General features: G+C 67.8%; 13 protein-coding genes and 1 pseudogene. 6 read left to right on the forward strand and 8 right to left on the reverse strand.

Features of this window, described 5'->3' with window-relative positions:
• Window positions 1-13: 13 nt before the first annotated feature.
• The 3 genes from RF646_RS11380 to RF646_RS11390 form a co-directional block, all read right to left on the reverse strand.
• Window positions 14-1054, reverse strand: a complete 1041-nt coding sequence (locus RF646_RS11380) for an Lrp/AsnC family transcriptional regulator (RefSeq protein ID WP_368836010.1) — start codon at window positions 1052-1054, stop codon at window positions 14-16.
• Between the two features lie 587 nt (window positions 1055-1641).
• On the reverse strand, window positions 1642-1938 hold the full coding sequence (locus tag RF646_RS11385) for a hypothetical protein (RefSeq protein ID WP_368836011.1): 297 nt from the start codon (window positions 1936-1938) through the stop codon (window positions 1642-1644).
• A gap of 159 nt (window positions 1939-2097) precedes the next feature.
• Window positions 2098-3474, reverse strand: a complete 1377-nt coding sequence (locus tag RF646_RS11390) for an NAD-dependent succinate-semialdehyde dehydrogenase (RefSeq protein ID WP_239318693.1) — start codon at window positions 3472-3474, stop codon at window positions 2098-2100.
• A 276-nt stretch (window positions 3475-3750) separates the two neighbouring features.
• On the opposite strand from RF646_RS11390, the gene RF646_RS11395 reads away from it, so the two are divergent.
• The 3 genes from RF646_RS11395 (at window position 3751) to gabT (ending at window position 8295) form a co-directional block, all read left to right on the forward strand.
• Complete coding sequence (locus RF646_RS11395; protein ID WP_085108034.1) at window positions 3751-5199, forward strand: APC family permease; 1449 nt, start codon at window positions 3751-3753, stop codon at window positions 5197-5199.
• 103 nt (window positions 5200-5302) lie between these two features.
• On the forward strand, window positions 5303-6778 hold the full coding sequence (locus RF646_RS11400) for an NAD-dependent succinate-semialdehyde dehydrogenase (RefSeq protein ID WP_035959265.1): 1476 nt from the start codon (window positions 5303-5305) through the stop codon (window positions 6776-6778).
• Between the two features lie 173 nt (window positions 6779-6951).
• Window positions 6952-8295, forward strand: coding sequence for a 4-aminobutyrate--2-oxoglutarate transaminase (gene gabT, locus RF646_RS11405; RefSeq protein WP_368836012.1), 1344 nt, complete (start codon window positions 6952-6954; stop codon window positions 8293-8295).
• Between the two features lie 192 nt (window positions 8296-8487).
• Here gabT and RF646_RS11410 read toward each other — a convergent pair whose 3' ends face one another.
• Window positions 8488-9534, reverse strand: a complete 1047-nt coding sequence (locus tag RF646_RS11410; protein WP_368836013.1) for a hypothetical protein — start codon at window positions 9532-9534, stop codon at window positions 8488-8490.
• A gap of 263 nt (window positions 9535-9797) precedes the next feature.
• Between RF646_RS11410 and RF646_RS11415 the strand changes: the two genes are divergently transcribed.
• The 3 genes and pseudogenes from RF646_RS11415 to RF646_RS11425 form a co-directional block, all read left to right on the forward strand.
• On the forward strand, window positions 9798-11315 hold the full coding sequence (locus RF646_RS11415) for an amidase (protein WP_368836014.1): 1518 nt from the start codon (window positions 9798-9800) through the stop codon (window positions 11313-11315).
• Window positions 11316-11439: 124 nt separating this feature from the next.
• Complete coding sequence (pgm, locus tag RF646_RS11420; RefSeq protein ID WP_368836015.1) at window positions 11440-13074, forward strand: phosphoglucomutase (alpha-D-glucose-1,6-bisphosphate-dependent); 1635 nt, start codon at window positions 11440-11442, stop codon at window positions 13072-13074.
• Between the two features lie 340 nt (window positions 13075-13414).
• Window positions 13415-13729: pseudogene (locus RF646_RS11425) on the forward strand (GNAT family N-acetyltransferase); the annotation flags it as partial.
• A 121-nt stretch (window positions 13730-13850) separates the two neighbouring features.
• On the opposite strand, the gene RF646_RS11430 reads toward RF646_RS11425, so the two are convergent.
• The 4 genes from RF646_RS11430 to RF646_RS11445 all read right to left on the reverse strand — a co-directional run bounded on the left by RF646_RS11430 (window position 13851) and on the right by RF646_RS11445 (window position 17916).
• A complete protein-coding gene (locus RF646_RS11430) occupies window positions 13851-15386 on the reverse strand; it encodes a sulfatase-like hydrolase/transferase (RefSeq protein WP_368836016.1) in 1536 nt (511 codons plus the stop codon).
• Between the two features lie 246 nt (window positions 15387-15632).
• On the reverse strand, window positions 15633-16415 hold the full coding sequence (locus tag RF646_RS11435) for a metal-dependent transcriptional regulator (RefSeq protein WP_085108639.1): 783 nt from the start codon (window positions 16413-16415) through the stop codon (window positions 15633-15635).
• Between the two features lie 342 nt (window positions 16416-16757).
• Window positions 16758-16886, reverse strand: a complete 129-nt coding sequence (locus RF646_RS11440; RefSeq protein ID WP_368836017.1) for a hypothetical protein — start codon at window positions 16884-16886, stop codon at window positions 16758-16760.
• A 67-nt stretch (window positions 16887-16953) separates the two neighbouring features.
• Window positions 16954-17916, reverse strand: a complete 963-nt coding sequence (locus tag RF646_RS11445; RefSeq protein WP_368836018.1) for an Abi family protein — start codon at window positions 17914-17916, stop codon at window positions 16954-16956.
• Window positions 17917-17941: the final 25 nt, after the last annotated feature.

Here is a 17941-nt window from a genome sequence, read left to right on the forward strand (position 1 = left end):
GACCGACGCGCGCTCAGCTCAGGTGCAGGTGCGGGGCCACGAAGGTCCTGGTGGCGTTACGTTCGTTCTCCAGGACCCAGCCCATGCGCTTGAGCGGGCGCAGGGAGATCACCGATTCCTGGATCTCCACGTCCGAGACGAGACTCTGGATGGCCTGCTCGGCCTCGATGATCTCCCCCACGGAGGAGAGCCACATAACCACCATCATGTTGGAGCGCCCCGTGATGGAGGAGACCACGCGGGTGCGTGGGTCCTTCGCGAGTGCCTCGGCCGCGTCCTCGTGCCGATAAGCATTCAAACGCATGAACCACTGCGCGGTCACGGGGGAGGACAAGAGCCCCTGCACCAGGTCGCAGCGGATGCTCAATAGCCCGGAGGCCAGGACCTTCTGCAGGTAGCGCCGGGCCGTAGCCGGGTGCAGCCCCGTGCTGCGGGCGATCTCCGCGGCGCTCGCGCGGCCGTCACGCATGAGGGCCTCGATCACCGGGCGCTGGTCCTCCCCGAGCGCGGTGGTTGAGGTGGGCAGGGCGGCCTGTTCGGCGGAGGTCCACGCCTGGGCCGTGGCGCGCTGCTCGTCGCTGAGCCGGTCCAGTCGCCACTTGTCGCCCGCGCGGTGCAGGCGTGACGAGAGCATGAGCTGCACCTTGGCCACGCCCGGCACCTGCGAGATCTGTTCCTCCACGAAACGGGACAGCGATTCCAGGTCGTGACTGAGCACGGTCAACCCCAGGTCCGGGGACGGCGCGAACGCCTCCACGGAGATCACCTCGGGCATCGCGGTGAAGGTGTCCACCACGTGAGCCCACCCTCCCGGATCACACGAGATCTCGATGAAGCTGAGCTGGTTGCGGGTGTCCGAGAGGTTGACCTGCGCCGTGATCCACGCGATGCCCGAACGTTCCAGCTTCTCCCACCGGCCGGCGAGCGTGGTGGCGTGCGCGCCCAGGATCTCGGCCGCCTCCCCCCACGTGATGCGCGGCGCCCACTGCAGCAAACTGATCAGTTCCTGATCCTGGGGGGAGAGCTCGCTCTTGATGTGGCCGTTGCTCAGCATGGGTCCTCTGTTTCCTGGGCTCGTGGCACGGGTGGCGCCGGGGTGGCGGCGCGGGCGGTGCCGCTCAGCCGTCCCGAGGTGGCGGCATGCGACCCGTGGGACGGACGTACTCCCGGGCCCGACCGCGGCTCCCAACGCCCCATGATGAGTGCGAGGACCGTCCGGTGCCAAGTCGTAACCGAGACGTCCGGACACCCGAGTTGAAATAAGATCGATTAAAGCGACCCAAAATTGTAGAAATTTATGTCACACAGTTGGTTATTTGTATCACATCATGCAGAGTTGCTAGCACGCTGCATGACTGTTGCCCACAGTGACGACTTGACAGGGCTGATCTGACCCGCCCTCACCTCTCAGGATGCACGACATGTCTACTTCCGCTGCTTCCTCTGAGATAGCCACCGAGACCAACCCCGGCGGCCCGGCGGTCTCCTCCAGGAAAACACTCATGAACACCGGTATCGGCAACGCACTCGAGTGGTATGACTGGAGCAGCTACGCAACGTTCTCCATCTACTGCGCGCGTGAGATCTTCAACCCCCAGGCCACCGCCCTGCAGGCGAGCCTGTTGGCCAACGTGGTCCTGATCATTCCCTGCCGTTGTGGGGCAAGCTCTCCGACATCTGGGGCCGGCGTCCGTCGCTGATCATCGGCAATCTGGTGCCGCTGCTGCTGTTCTTCCCGCTCAACGCCATGGTGGGCCAGATGTTCCTCTCCCTGTTCCTGCCCGCCACGAGCGTACGCACCGTGGGCGTGGCCTTCCCGTACGCGGTAGCCGTGGCCATCTTCGGCGGCCCCGCCCCGTACCTGCAGAACTGGATCAACACGCAGTACTCGGCGGGCAGGTTCTCGCTGCACATGGGCCTGCTGCTGGTGGTCTCCACCGTGGTCGCCTCCATTCCGCCCGAGACCAAGGCCAAAAGGACCTGCGGCACTAGGGTCCGCCTTCTCCCGGTACGACGTCGCCCCCGCACCTTCTCGGTGCGGGGGCGACGTCGTCGTACAGGGCCGGGTCCCGGATGTGGAACCCGGCCGCGCGGGAATTACTTCTTGGGGGTATGCAGCAGCTTCTTGTTGGCGAACTCCTCGATGCCGAACGGGCCGAGCTCACGGCCCACACCGGAGCGCTTGACGCCGCCGAAGGGCAGGTCCGGAGCGGTGCCGGTGACCTCGTTGACGAACACCATGCCGGAGTCCACACGCTTGGCGACCTCCAGGGCCTCGGCCTCGTCGGCGCCGAACACGGAACCGCCCAGACCGAACGAGGAGGAGTTGGCCAGCTCGATGGCCTCGTCCACGTCCTTGACCTTGTAGACCACGGCTACCGGGCCGAAGATCTCCTCGGCGTAGGCGCGCATCTCGGGGGTCACGTCCGCGAGCAGCGTGGCCTCCATCCAAGCACCGGGCTTGTCCAGCTTCTTGCCGCCGGCCAGCACCGTGGCACCCTTGTCCACGGCGTCCTGGACCTGCTCCATGATCTCGTCACGCGCGGACACGGTGCACAGCGGGCCCAGGAAGGTCTTCTCGTCCGTGGGATCGCTCGGGGTGATCCCCTGCACGGCCTCCGCGAAGTTCTCCACGAAGGTCTCGTACGCGTCCTCGAGCACGATGAACCGCTTGGCGTTGGTGCACGCCTGGCCGTTGTTGTTCATGCGCCCATTCACGGCCTGCTTAACGGTGCGTTCCACGTTCTTATCGTCGAGCACGATGAAGGGGTCCGAACCGCCCAACTCCAGCACAACCTTCTTCAGGTTCTTGCCGGCGGTCGCGGCCACGGAGGCACCCGCACGCTCGGAGCCCGTGAGGGACACACCCTGGACGGCGGGGTCCGGGATGATGATCTCCGCGATCTGGTCGCTGGACGCGAACACGTTGATGTAGACGTCCTCGGGGAAGCCCGCCTCGTGGAACAGCTCTTCCTGCACCAGCGCGGACTGCGGGACGTTACCGGCGTGCTTGAGCAGGATGGTGTTGCCCAGCATCACGTTGGGGGCCGCGAAACGGGCCACCTGGTAGTACGGGAAGTTCCACGGCATGATGCCCAGCAGGACACCCGTGGAGTCCAGGACCACACGGGCCTCTCCCCCGGTGGAGGGGGTCAGGCTGCGGCCCTTCATGAACTCCTCCGCGTTGTCCGCGTAGTAGTCGTAGATCGCGGCGACGATCTGGACCTCGCCCACGGCCTGCGCGGCCGGCTTGCCCATCTCCTCCGTGAGGATCGCGGCGAGCTCGTCCTGACGCTCGCGGTACAGCTCCGCCATCTTGTGCATCAGCTGTGCGCGCTCGGCCACCGGGACGTTGCGCCAGGAGGAGTACTCCTTGGCGGAACGCTGGACGGCGTCCTTGATCTCCTGATCCGTGGCGGTGTCGAACTTCTTGAGGGTCTCACCCGTTGCAGGGTTGATTGTTGCGTAAGCCATGCTGTCAGCGTATGCCCCGCCACACTCTCACGACATAGCGTTCACCGAGGGCGAGACTTCATGACACCTGCCCCCACCCCGCGCCGTCATTCCCCTCTCTGCCGGGACCTGCTGCCCACCGACGACGCCGCTGCTTCCGCGGCCAAGGGGACCCAGCGCCGTCGTCCTCCGCCCGCTGTCGATGACACGAACTCGCACACAAGCCCCGGGGGCGCCGTCCGCGCGGACAATGGAGCGCAACAACCTCGACCTCCTCGACATCCCAGGACGGCATGCATGACACACGAACGCCATCTCCCGGAGCACGGCGCAGGGTTCAAGAAGGTCCTGGGGCGGCTGGACGCCATCGCCCTGGGTGTGGGGGCCATGATCGGCTTCGGCTGGGTGGTCCTCACGGGAGGCTGGCTGAACGACGCCGGGACCATGGGCGCGGTGCTCGCCATGGTGGCCGGCGGGGCGATCATGGCCGTGGTGGGCCTGGTGTACGGCGAACTCGTGGCCGCGATGCCCGCCGCGGGCGGTGAGCACAACTACCTGCTGCGGGGCATGGGTGCCAGGTGGGCGTTCATCGGCTCGTGGGCGATCACGGTCGGGTACATCACGATCGTGGCGTTCGAGGCCGTGGCCGTACCTCGCACGGTGGAGTACATCTTCCCGAAACTCAGCCACGTCCCGCTGTGGACGATCGCCGGATTCGAGGTGAACCTCACGTGGGCGCTCGTGGGTGCGCTCAGCGCCGTGGTGATCACGTGGATCAACCTGCGCGGTGTGAAGCAGGCGTCCACGGTGCAGGTCTTCGTGATCATCTTCCTGGCGATCGTGGGACTCATGATGGTCTTCGGCGCGTTCACGCGCGGCTCGGAACAGAACATGGAGCCCTTCTTCCACAACGGTGTCTCCGGGTTCTCCCTGGTGCTCGTGGTGGTCCCGTTCCTGTTCGTGGGCTTCGACGTGATCCCGCAGGTCTCCGAGGAGATGCACCTGCCGCCCAAGAAACTGGGCGGCACGATCGTCACCTCCGTGCTGATAGCGACCGCGTGGTACGTGATGGTCATCCTCACCACGTCCTCGGCGATGTCCGCACATGACCTCGCGAACGCGGACATCGCCGTGGCGGACGCGTTCGGCAACCTCTTCACCTCGGGCGCCATGGCCAACGTGCTGCTTGCCGGTGGCCTGGCCGGGATCCTCACGTCCTGGAACTCCCTGCTCATGGGTGCCTCACGTCTGCTCTGGGCCCTGGGCAACTCCCGGATGCTGCCCCGCTGGTTCGCCAAGCTGCACCCCAAGTACGGGACCCCCTCCAATGCCCTGCTGTTCGTGGGGGCGCTGTCCTTCATCGCCCCGTTCTTCGGCACCGAGATGCTCGGCTGGCTCGTGGACTCCGGCTCGCCCTCGATCGTGGTGGCGTACCTGCTGGTGTCGATCGTGTTCGTGATCCTGCGACGCCGCGAACCGGAGATGGAGCGGCCCTACCGGATCGGCGGGAAGCACCACGGCGGTGTGGTGATCGGTGTGCTGTCCGTAGTGCTCTGCCTGGGACTCGCTGTGCTGTATCTGCCCGGGATGCCCGCGGGGTTGGGCACCGCCCCCTACGTGATCTTCGCGCTGTGGTGGGTCCTGGGGCTGATCTTCATGCTGCGCATCCCGCGCGGGATCGCCCCCGGCGCGGACGCCGAGGAGCGGCTCGTGGCAGCGAGCGAGTCACGAACCCGCAGCCGCTGATCGCACCGTTGCGGCCGGGCATACCATGGAGGAAGGGAGCTATGTCCCACGAGTTCGAGACTGCACCGGACCACGCCGAGTGGAGTTCCCAGAAAGGAACCAGATGAGCATCAAAGACCGGGTTTCAGAAGTCCTCGAGGCCACACCCAAGGGCCTCCTGATCAACGGCGAGTGGCGAGATGCCTCCGACGGCGGGACGTTCGACGTCGAGAATCCCGCGACCGGCGAGGTGCTGGCCACGCTAGCCTCCGCGACCGAGGAGGACTCGCGCGCGGCCATGGACGCCGCCGCGAACGCCCAGGAGTCCTGGGCCCGCACGAGCGCTCGCGAGCGTTCCGAGATCCTACGCAGGACGTTCGACCTCGTCCAGGAGCACAAGGACGATCTCGCACTGCTGATGACCCTGGAGATGGGCAAGCCGTTCAAGGAGTCCCAGGGCGAGGTCGTCTACGGCGGCGAGTTCCTGCGCTGGTTCTCCGAGGAGGCCGTGCGTCACTACGGGCGCTACGTGGACACCCCCGAGGGCAACCTCAAAATGATCGTGACCCACAAGCCCGTGGGCCCGTGCCTGCTGATCACCCCGTGGAACTTTCCGCTGGCCATGGCCACCCGCAAGGTGGCCCCCGCGGTGGCCGCCGGGTGCACCATGATCCTCAAGCCCGCGCGCCTGACCCCGCTGACCTCACAGTTCTTCGCGAAGCTCATGATCGAGGCCGGCATCCCCGCGGGTGTGCTCAACGTGGTGTCCTCCGCGTCCGCGTCCAACGTCTCCGGGCCCATCATGGAGGATCCCCGGCTGCGCAAGATCTCCTTCACGGGCTCCACCCCGGTGGGCAAGCAGCTCATGAAGACCGCTGCGGACCGCGTGCTGCGTACCTCCATGGAACTGGGCGGCAACGGCCCGTTCATCGTGTTCGAGGACGCGGACCTGGACAAGGCCGTGGATGGCGCCATGGCCGCCAAGATGCGCAACATGGGTGAGGCGTGCACCGCAGCCAACCGCTTCCTGGTGCACGAGTCCGTCGCGGACGAGTTCTCCAAGAAGTTCGCGGAGAAGCTCGACGCCCTCAAGCCCGGCAACGGTCTCGAGGAGGACACCACCGTGGGTCCCCTGGTCGAGAAGAAGGCGCGTGACAGCGTCGCCGAATTCGTCCAGGACGCGCTCGACAACGGCGCCGAGGCCGTCGTGGGCGGCAAGGCCGTGGACGGACCGGGGTACTTCTTCGAGCCCACCCTGCTGACCGGCGTGACCGAGCAGTGCCGCGTGTTCAAGGAGGAGATCTTCGGCCCCGTGGCCCCCGTGATCACGTTCAAGGACGAGGACGACGCCGTCCGCCTGGCCAACGCCACCGAGTACGGCCTGGCGTCCTACGTGTTCACCGAGGACATCTCGCGTGCCCTGCGCATCGGCGACCGCATCGAGTACGGCCTACTGGGCATGAACGTGGGAGTGATCTCCAACGCCGCGGCGCCGTTCGGCGGCGTCAAGGAATCGGGCCTGGGCCGCGAGGGCGGCGCCGAGGGCATCGAGGAGTACACCACCGTGCAGTACATGGGCATGCCCTCGCCCTGGGCCTGAGCACGCCCGCGCCCGCCTGACGGGAGGAGGGCCCCACGAGGGTCCGAACTCCCGGCACCGGCCGCACACGGACCCGCCTCGGCTGGAGCCCCGGATCACCGGGGCTTTCCGGGGCGGATCCGATTATCGAGTTTTCGCGTCCCCGTGCCGCTGTAGTGAAAGGGCAACCGAACATGGCTGACATCGAATACCGGCTTGAGCAGAAGCGCGATCTGAAGACCGCCCTCCCGGGCCCCAAGTCGCAGGAACTCGCGGCGCGGCGGGAGAAGGCGGTCGCGGCCGGCGTCGCCTCCTCCGTGCCCGTCTACGCGGACGAGCTCGACGGCGGCATCATCAAGGACGCGGACGGCAATCAGCTCATCGACCTGGGCTCCGGCATCGCCGTGACCTCCGTGGGCGCCACCGCGCCCAAGGTTGTGGAGAAGGTGCGCGAGGCCGTGGGCAAGTTCACCCATACGTGCTTCATGGTGACCCCCTACGAGGGGTACGTGGAGGTCGCCGAGAAGATCGCGTCCCTGACCCCTGGGGCCTTCGACAAGCGCGCCGCGCTGTTCAACTCCGGTTCGGAGGCCGTGGAGAACGCCGTGAAGATCGCGCGCGTGCATACCAAGCGCAACGCGATCGTGGTCTTCGACCACGCCTACCACGGCCGCACCAATCTGACCCTGGCCATGACCTCCAAGGTCATGCCGTACAAGCAGGGATTCGGGCCGTTCGCCAACGAGGTGTACCGCGTTCCCATGTCCTACCCCTTCCGCGATCCGGAGGGCATGACGGGCGAGGAAGCCGCCAAGCGCGCCCTGACCCTCGTGGACAAGCAGGTGGGTGCGGAGAACGTGGCCGCGATCGTGATCGAGCCCATCCAGGGTGAGGGCGGGTTCATCGTCCCGGCCCCGGGCTTCCTGCCCGCCCTGTCGCAGTGGTGCAAGGACAACGGCGCGGTCTTCGTCGCGGACGAGGTCCAGGCCGGCGTTGCCCGCACGGGCAAGTGGTTCTCCTCCGAGTACGAGGGTGTGGAGCCGGACCTCGTGACCTTCGCCAAGGGCATCGCCGGCGGTATGCCGCTGTCCGGCGTCGTGGGCCGCGCGGAGCTCGTGAACGTGGTGCACGGTGGTGGCCTGGGTGGCACCTACGGCGGTAACCCCGTCGCGTGCGCCGCGGCTCTCGGCGCGATCGAGACCATCGAGGACTGGAACCTCGCGGACCGTGCCCTCGAGATCGAGAAGATCATCAAGGAGGAGCTCGGCTCCCTGGCAGAGTCCTCCCCCATCGTGGGCGAGCTGCGTGGGCGCGGCGCCATGATGGCGCTCGAGTTCGTGAAGCCCCGTTCCAAGGAACCCAACGCGGACGCCGCCCAGCAGATCGCGGCCAAGTGCCTTGAGCAGGGCGTCGTCATCCTCACGTGTGGCACGTTCGGCAACAACGTGCGTCTGCTGCCGCCGCTCGTGATCGACTTCGACCTGCTACGCGAGGGCCTACGGATCTTCGCCAAGGCCATCGAGGCGGCCGGCGCCTGATCCGCGCTTCCTGAGTTTACCGCGTACGACGGCGGGCGGTCACCGGGGTTCCGGTGGCCGCCCGTTCGCGTGTCCGGCGCGCACGGCTGGGGTATCCGTCAAACGCACGACATCGACTGAGCCGCAGTCAGCCCGAAGGCGGGCTCTACCCCCCACAGTTCCCCAGGGGGCGTCCGGTCCGGAGCCCGGAGGCTACCTCACGTACACCGTGGCTTCCAGAGTCGAGTTGCCCAGGTAGTGGCCCACGGAGGCGACGCTGGTTTTGGTGGCAGCAGATGTGTCCGGTGACTGGATGACGGCGCAGGATCCCCCGTGAGAAAGTTCCGCCAGCGAGGCCGCTTCATATTCTTTGGACTTCGCATCGCCGCTGAGTGGGGGCGCACCGCTCTCAGTCACCGCGTACTGGAAGGGCCGCCAATTGTGACCGTTCGCGTTGACGCCAGTCTCCATGAGCTGTTCCTGGGTGGCGGCATGTGAACACAATGCGCCCCATGCGCCATTGAGCTGGGGAGGCATCACGGCGTTGAGTTCTTTCTGGGCATTCGGGCTGAAAATGCGGAAATTGATGTCGTTGCCCTTCAGCGTGGTGCCGTAGAGCTCAGCCAGCCGATCATTGCTGCCGACGGGCACCTTTGCCTCCGGGGCTCCGGTGGCCTTGTCCGTTTCAGCGGATCGGTCGGAGGGGGTAAGCGTTATGCCCTCTCCCACAGTCGCGTGAGTCACCTGGTGAGGGTACGCGCTCTCCGTGGCGAGAACGACGGTCTTCTTCTGGCCCGCAATTACTTCGTATTCATCCCAACTGAAAGCGTTGTGCACCTCGATGATCCGGTTGGTGGCATCGACGCTCGAGCTCTCCGGCGCTTCCGATTCGTTCAGGTAGTCGCCGAGTGCGGTGTATTCGACCAGGTCACCGGCCGGCGTCGTGAAAGTCGCCTTCAGCGGGGTGATTGAGTCTGCGCCCTTGATGTTGTCAACGGTGACGGCCAGGAAATGCAGCGGAGTGTTCGATTTTCCCATCAACTGGCGGGCTTCCTCGACCCCGGACGGCGCTTTCACCTCACCGGTAGCGGTGAATCGTGCCCCGTTATCACCGGCGCCTGACCAGTTCTGCACATCCTGGTACACCTGGGGGCTGGGCGCGCCTACGCTTGATTGGCCGGTGTCCGAGGCGTCATTGTTCGCGGAACACCCGGTGAGCACGACGAAGGCCAAAACCGCGACGGAGAGCGACCGTTTCATGGGGGATCTACTTTCTCGGTGTGATGCGTGAGGGGAAAATCGAGCATACTGCGGCGATTTTGGCGTCGGGATCGAACAAACGATCATGAGGGAACTCAGAGGGTTGGACTGGTTCGATTCCCGGGTACGAGTCCTCGAGAACCTTTCCCAGGCAGTGTCGGTCCGACCGTCCTCGGCAGCGCCGCCCCCGCTCTGAGAACTTCATGACGCGCAATGGTTAGGCTGGGGTCCCCGCACACGTCCCGAACGCCATGGAGGACACGGTGGAACACTTCCCCACGTTGACCGAGACCGTTGCCTCCCTGCGCCGCGGGGAGGTGACGAGCGAGGAGCTGACCCGGCGGACGCTCGAGCGGATAACCGAGCTCAACGCGCACTTGGGGGCCTTTGTCCATGTGGCCCCAGAGGCCACCCTCGAGCGGGCCCGCAGCGCGGACGAGCGGCTCTCGAGCGCCCGAGGCGACTCCGAGGAGGATGCCTCCGCGCTCCCCGCCCTGCTGGGTATCCCCACCGCGCTCAAGGACGGGCACGACGTCGCCGGGATGCCCACCACGTGGGGCTCACTGACCACGCGGGACGAGACCGGTACCGTGCCGCCCGCCGCCGTATCCGAGCCGCTCGCCGCGACCCTCGAAGCCTCCGGTGCGGTGATCCTCGGCAAGACCCAGGTCCCCGAGTTCCTGCTCAATTGCTATTCGGAGAATCGCGCTTTCCCTCCGGCCCGCAACCCGTTCGCCCTGGACTGCTCCCCTGGCGGGTCCTCCGGGGGTCAAGCGGCCGCCGTGGCCGCGGGGATCCTGCCCGGGGCCGTGGGTTCCGACGGCGGCGGCTCCATCCGGATCCCCGCGGCGGCCTGCGGACTCATCGGCCTGAAACCCAATCGTGGGCGTGTCCCGAGCAACGACGCCCTGTCCAACGTGGGACAACTGGGGGTCAACGGCCCCATCACGCGCACCGCCAGGGATGCCGCCCTGTTCATGGACGTGCTGTGCCACACCCCCGGACACGATCGGATCGACCGCCCCGTCCGGGCCGCGCCCGAGCCGTCCTTCACGGCAGTGGTCGACGCCGCCCTGGCCGGGCGGATGCCGTGGGGTGAGCGCCCGCTGCGGATCGGTGTCAGCACGGCGTCGCCCTTCGACGAGACCTACGACATCTCCGTATCACCCGAGGCGCGTGCCGCGCTCGACGACGGGGTGCGGCGCCTCGAGCGGGCGGGGCACGACGTCGTCGACGCCCGGATCTCCTACGACCCGGCCTACCCGGACGCGTTCTTCCGGCTGTGGAGCACCGTCATGGGGCAGCTGCCGCTAACCGGGCAGGAAGGACAGCTCACGGGCCTGGCCCGGGCGTTCCGGGACCGCGCGCTGACACGGTCCGCGGTGGATCTCGCCGATGCCGTGGCGGTCCTGCGGGACATCGAGGCCAATGTGATCAGCCAATATGCCCAGTACGACATGATCCTCACTCCGGCGCTGGCCATGCCCCCGCGCCCGATCGGCTGGTTCCACGAAGGCTTCGACATCACCGACCCCGCCAGTGCCGAGCAGGATTATATGCGGCAATGCCAGTACACCCCGTGGACCTCCCTGATCAACGTGGTGGGGCTGCCCGCGATCACGATCCCCACCACGTGGGCTACACCCGAGCGAGGCAACTACCCCGGGCCGGTGCCCATGGGCGTGCACCTGGTGGGAGCGGCGTCGTCCGAGGCGTGGCTGCTCGCGCTCGCGGCGCAGTTGGACCCGCCGACCACGCCGCGCGCGTCCTTGGTGGCCTGACGGCACCTGCTCTGAGCGCGAGCTGCGAACGCGCTGCCACCGGCCGTTCGGGCCCCGGCGTGCGGTGCGCGGAAACCTGCGGAAAACGACTGACGGGCGCCGCGATCGGGACTAGGTTTGAACCATGGCTAACCGTGCGGGCACCGTCGCCCAACCCAGTGACCTCGTGGACATCGACCAGCTCCTGGCCGCGTACTTCGACCGCGTCCCGGACGTGGACGATCCTGATCAGCGCGTGGTATTCGGCACCTCCGGGCACCGCGGGTCCTCACTGAAGACCTCGTTCAACGAGCACCACATCGCCGCGATCACGCAGGCGATCGTGGAGTACCGCACCGCGCAGGGGATCACCGGCCCCCTGTTCATGGGCAAGGACACGCACGCGCTGTCCGGACCCGCGCAGGACACCGCGCTGCAGGTGCTCGCGGCCAACGGCGTGCGCACCCTGCTGGACTCCCGGGACGGCTTCACGCCCACCCCGGCGCTGTCCCACGCGATCCTCACGTACAACGCCTCCGAGCCCGAGGACCGCGCGGATGGCATCGTGATCACCCCGTCCCACAACCCGCCCACGGACGGCGGCTTCAAGTACAACCCCCCGCACGGCGGCCCCGCGGACACGGACGCCACCGAGTGGATCGCGAACCGCGCCAACGACCTCATTGCGGCGGGCCTCGATGGTGTGGAGCGGGTGCCCCTGGAGGAGGCCGCCGCCGCGGAGACCACCGGGACCTTCGACTTTTTGGACAGCTACGTCTCCGCGCTGCCGGAAATCATCGACCTCGAAGCCATCAAGGAATCCGGGCTGCACATCGGCGCGGATCCCATGGGCTCGGCGTCCGTGGCGTACTGGCAGGAGATCAGCGAACGCTTCGGGCTGAACCTGACCGTGGTCAACCCCGAGGTGGACCCGCAGTGGGCGTTCATGACGCTGGACTGGGACGAGAAGATCCGCATGGATTGCTCCTCCCCCTCGGCCATGGCGTCCCTGATCGGCAACCGGGACGAGTACGACATCGCCACGGGCAATGACGCCGACAGCGACCGGCACGGCATCGTGACCCCGGATGCCGGGCTCATGAATCCCAACCACTATCTGGCCGTGGCCATCGACTACCTCTACCGCAACCGTTCCGGGTGGTCCCCGGAAGCCGGGATCGGCAAGACCTTGGTGTCGTCCTCGATCATCGACCGCGTGGCCGACTCGCTGGGCCGCCGGCTGGTGGAGGTCCCCGTGGGCTTCAAGTGGTTCGTGCCCGGTCTGCTGGACGGATCCATCGGCTTCGGCGGGGAGGAATCCGCGGGCGCGTCCTTCCTTCGGATGGACGGTTCCGCGTGGACCACTGACAAGGACGGCATCATCCTGGCGCTGCTCGCCGCGGAGATCACCGCACGCACGGGCAAGACGCCGTCGCAGCGCTACGCCGAACTCACCGAGCAGTTCGGGGATCCGGTGTACGAGCGCATCGACGCCCCGGCCGATCGCGAGCAGAAGGCCGTACTGAAGAAGCTGTCCGCCGAGCAGGTCACCGCGGAGACCCTCGCCGGGGAACCCATCATCGCCAAGCTCACCGAGGCGCCGGGTAACGGCGCCACTGTGGGCGGGCTGAAGGTGGTCACGGAATCCGCGTGGTTCGCGGCCCGGCCGTCCGGGACCGAGGACGTGTACAAGATCTACGCGGAGTCGTTCAAGGGCGCGGAGCATTTGGCGCAGGTCCAGAAGGAGGCCAAGGCGCTCGTGGATTCAGTGATTGGCTGAGACCGCAGAACCCGGGACGTCACGGAGGCTGCGCTCACCGACGCGGCGTCCCTGAGCCGTCCCGGCGGTGTGGCCTCCCTGCGCAGCAGGGCCGTGAGCGGGAGGGCGTGCAACTGCACGCCCTCCCGTTCGTTGTCGACCATGGGCAGGTCCCGATTGCCGGTGGGGGGTCCTCCGTGCCGCACTCGAGAATGTCGACCAGCGCTCCACCCCGTCCCCAGCCCCTGGGCAGTCCACGTAGCGCCCGGGCACCCACCTCTTCTCGGGGCCCGGCTGGCACGCCCTGGTCGTTGAGGAGACCTCACGGTCGGGGCGGCTCTGGTACGCGCCGTACGGCCCCGTGCTCACCCACCCGAGTGGCGCGCACGTCGTAATCGAGCTGCTGCACCACACGGCGGGTCGCCGGGGTTTCACCGCGCATGGCTCCGACTCCCTGCGCACGGCCGCCCGCGTGCTGGGCGAGACCGGGGGCTGCACCGCTTACACGAGCTCGGTGGGCGGCACCGTGGTCAGCGCGCTGCTTCCCTACGACTCCCCCACCACATGGGTGTTCGCCCCCTCCGGGATGGACTTCGCGCTGCGCAAGCTGCGCCCCAACCAGCCGCTGATCGTCCAGGCGCTGCTCGACGCCGCAGCACAGGGTCAGCCCGTGGCCGACCTCTTCGGGGTGGCCTCCGCGAACGACCCCACCCACCCCTGGACGGGATGCAGCGCGTTCAAGCGATGTTTCGGCGGGGCGGCCGGAACCGTCTCCGGGGGTCGAGCCGCCCGTGCCCTCAGCGCACCGGGTCCTGCGGGTTCCACGCGCGGGTGTAGAAATCGGTCGAGCGGGACTCGAGCAGCAGTGCGTACTCCTCCGGGTCCATGGCCTGGGCCGAGCCCTGGGGAGGCTGTTGCCGCCGGACGGACGTGCCGAGGCCCGCCGCGCCGTCGTGCACCGATAGCCCCGCCGCCTCTAGGAGGGTGGGGTACATGGACAGCTGGTCCGCGCCCGCCCGCAGGGGCTGGTCCGAGGACTCCCCCGGGATCCACACGCGGTTGAAGATGGTGCGGTTGGGGTGGTGGTCCAGCTGCTCGTGGAACGCGTCCCCGGCGCTCATGTGCTTGAGGTGGTCCCCCATGACCACCACGGAGGTGTCCTCCAGGTACCCCTGGAGCCTCATGTGCTCGATGAAGCCCGCCACCTGCGTCATGGAGCACGCGAACACCGAGGTCACCTGGTTCTGGGTGTCCACGCCGCAAGAGTCATAGACGTGCACCGGTTCGTGGGTGTCCAGGGTCAGCATGGACAGGTTGAACGGCTGGCCCGTGCGCTCGGAGCGGGCGTGCAGACGGTCCACCTCGTCCTTCGCGTGGGCCATGAGCCGCTCGTCGCTGAGCCCCCAGTCGCCGCGAAAGTTCTGCTCCGGCTCGCCGGCGGCCCGCCAGTCCGCGAGCCCCTTGTCCTCCGTGTAGCCGTGCGATCGCAGGAAGGCGTCCTTGCCGGCGAACGAGGAGTTGGCCCCGCCCAGGAACGTGCTGGTGTAGCCGTGGTTCTGCAGCACGTCCCCCAGACACGTAACGCCTCCCAGGTACTGCTCCATCCCGGCGCCGATGTCACTCGAGCTGATGCCCTCCCCCGAGCTCTTGAGGGGGATGCCGCACTGGGTGGATGTGAGCCCGGCCATGGTCCAGCCGCCGCCCTCGTACTGCTGGAGGTCGGTGACGCTGCGCCAGCCGTCCTCCGTGCGGGTGACGTCCTCCAGGGGCGCGAACGCGTTCTTCTCGAACAGCTGGTCGTCCGCGAGGGTCTGCTCCCCCGACTCGAGGTAGACCACCACCAGGTTGCGCTTGCCCGCGTCCCCGGTGACGGTGGGCTGGACGTAGCGCGATCCGATGTCATGCGGGAACTTGGCGGCCTTGACGTAGCGGGGCAGGTCCACCGCGGACGCGAAGCTCGCGGTACCCCCCACCACCACCGCAGCCACCGCGATCACGGAGACGGAGCGGACCACGCCGCGCGGAGCGCGCGCAGTGTGCCCGGACAGGCGGCGGCGCCACACCCACCGGCCCAGCGCGACCGCCAAGGTCAGCAGCACGGGAAGCACGCCGATCAACAGCACCGAGACCCACACGATCGACCCGCCGCCGCCGTCCGTCTGCACGGACACCAGATTCATGCGCATCTGCCCCACGGAGATTTGACCCCAGTAGTGCCGGATCACCCCGGCGGCCGCCAGCAGGGTGAGGCCCAGCCAGATCAGGCCGTAGCAGAGCCCTCGGCCCGTCCACCGGCCCAGCCGTCTGCTCGCACGCAGAAAACCCTCGGACATGTTGTGGACCTCGTGCTCCTCGATCACCGGTGCCAGCCGGCACCGCCGCGGCCCGGGCATGGTGTGCCGCCGCCTACATATTCGTGTTCCTTCAAGGGTAGGACATGTTCCGGTCACCTGCTGTTCACCTTGTGGGCCCGCGACGGCGCCGGACGCAGCAGGGGAGCCCACTGTCCGAGGCGGCGCCGCTCGGTCCAGCGCGAGCCTGATGCTGTCCGCAGCCGGGCCGGGGAGCGCCTGTCCCGTTCAGCTCGCGTGGGTGAGGGCCTGCACCCAGACGGCCTCCGCCACGAGGATGCCGAGTTCCACCGTGACCCCACCGGACGCTACCGTCCCCACAACGTCGGGCGGCCCCTGCGTCACCAGAGCTGCGGGCGAGCTGCCCCCCGGGACGTCACCGCCCGGCGTCGTGCCCCCGCCGGCTACGCGCACGCGCACCGTGGCGCTGCGGTCCGGACCCGGAAGCACCCGCAGCACCGCGCCCGGCCGAATCTCGGCCTCCGCGAGAACCCGCAGGGTCTCGGGGCTCTCGTCCGAGACGCGCGTGACCCGCACGGGCTCCGGGTGGGTGACGTCCCCGAGCGGAACGGCCGGGGCGGGAGTGATCACCCCGTCCCGCGAGGGGATCGCATCCCCGTGCGGGTCCTCGGACGGGTGGCCGAGCTTGGCGTCCACACGGTCGATGAATCGGTCGGTGACGGCATGCTCGAGAACCTCGGCCTCGTCGTGGATCTCGTCCCACGCGTAGCCCAGCTCGGTGGCCAGGAACATCTCCAGGATGCGGTGGCGGCGCACCATGTGCACGGCCACGTCACGTCCCTCGGCGGTCAGCTCCACGACCCCGTATGCGGGCCGGGTCACCAGGCCCTGTGCGGTGAGCTTCTTCAGCGCCTCGGACACGGTGGAGGCCGCCAGACCCATTCGCGCGGCCAGCGACGTGGTGGTCACCCGCTCCGGCTCCCACTCGCCCAGCCGCCAGATGGTCTTCAGGTAGTCCTGGGTGGACGGGCTCAGCTCTGCGGGGTGCACGCGTTAAGCCTAGCGGCCCTCCGGGGACGTCCCCAAGGGTGCGCCCCGCGGCGTTCGCGCCGGGGATGACAGACGGCGACGACGGCGCTGCACCCCCTCCGGGGGCCGCGCCCGGGGATGTGCCCGGGGTCGCTTCGGGTGCCGCGGCACCCGGCGACGCCGCGCCGTCGGCTGGGTGCGAGGGGCCACCGTGCGACGTCGTCAGGCCGTGCGACGGTGACGCGCCTGCGCGCCGGGCCCTGTACTCGCCCCGCGCATCGATGCAGCGACGGACCTTGCCCCGCACGCGTTCGAGGAACGTGGCGCGGTAGGTGGCATCCGTGCCGATGCTCACGATGAAGTTCAGGACGCTGACGCGGCCAGCACCACGCAGAGCTGCACGAGGGGCAGGCCCACGCGTCGCAGTGTGGTGCGCAGTGTGGTGGGGAGATCCTCGAGCCGGGGTCCCGGGCGGTGCAGATGGCTGGACATGGGCTCATCCTCGCTGATGGCCGCCGGTTCTTGCCATCCCGTCGTGACTGGCACCAGGCCGTGGGTGTCATGACGACCACAGCGGTTGACACTCCCACCCGTCCGGCGCGCCCATGGATGCGATGTCCAGACGGGCGACGGAAGGAAAACTTCTCAGGACAGCCGGCAACAACCTGGCGTTGCCCACACTGAGGGCCCGCACGAGGTACTGCACCACAGTGAGCTGTGTAAAACACCGCGCGTTCTCGTCTTTGCCCCCGGCGGGGAAGTCCGGGTGGGCAGAGCGCGGCAGTTTGGGGACGAGGGTGTAGACACGGTTGTACATCCGGCCCTGGTGGGCGGCGTAGTTGCGCAGCATGTTCATGGACTTCAACCATGATCCAAGCTGAGCCGAGGAAAGCCCCACGCCCTCAGCCAACACATTCTGGACCTTGAGCGGGGAAAGCCGGTATAGGGCAGAGAGACTGCCCCAGTCCATCACCTCGACGGCGGCCCAGATCGGCAGCTTGCTTCCGTAGTGCTCGCGATGGTGCGCCACGAAGTCTTCGCGTGAACACCTGACGTCTTCGGCGTGACGCTCGAGCCACCGTCGGTACTGTTGGGAGGGCTCGGCGGCGCTGCCTTGCCCTCGCGCAGACGGCCCCATCAGTCGAGGCTCCAGATGAGCGCACGGGTCGATGCGCCCCAGCTCGTGACCCAGCAGTGCCCGCATGGCGAGCTCGATGGGTCCGAGATCAGCCAGAACCGCCGCGCGCAATCGGGCATCGAACTCGTAGAGAGCCATCACATCGTCGAAGGACGTGCCCTCCAGGAACGTATTGCTCCTGCCCTCACCATCGAGGCGCCGGCGGCGGTAGGGGTACCAGTACCCACTGAGCCGGTAGTAGTTGGTCGTACGGAGCACTCTTTCGGCCCGTGCGGGATCCGCCACCTGCATCCCACGTGACTGCAACAAACGAACCTGCTCCGAGTAGGTCTGGAAGACCTTGGGCGGCCTTTCCCGTTCTGGACCACCACCGTCTGTTCGCATGGCACCATGCTACGAAAAAAGAGGA

The organism is Kocuria sp. CPCC 205261 (genome assembly GCF_040981025.1).
In the GTDB taxonomy this organism is placed as follows: Bacteria; Actinomycetota; Actinomycetes; order Actinomycetales; family Micrococcaceae; genus Kocuria; species Kocuria marina.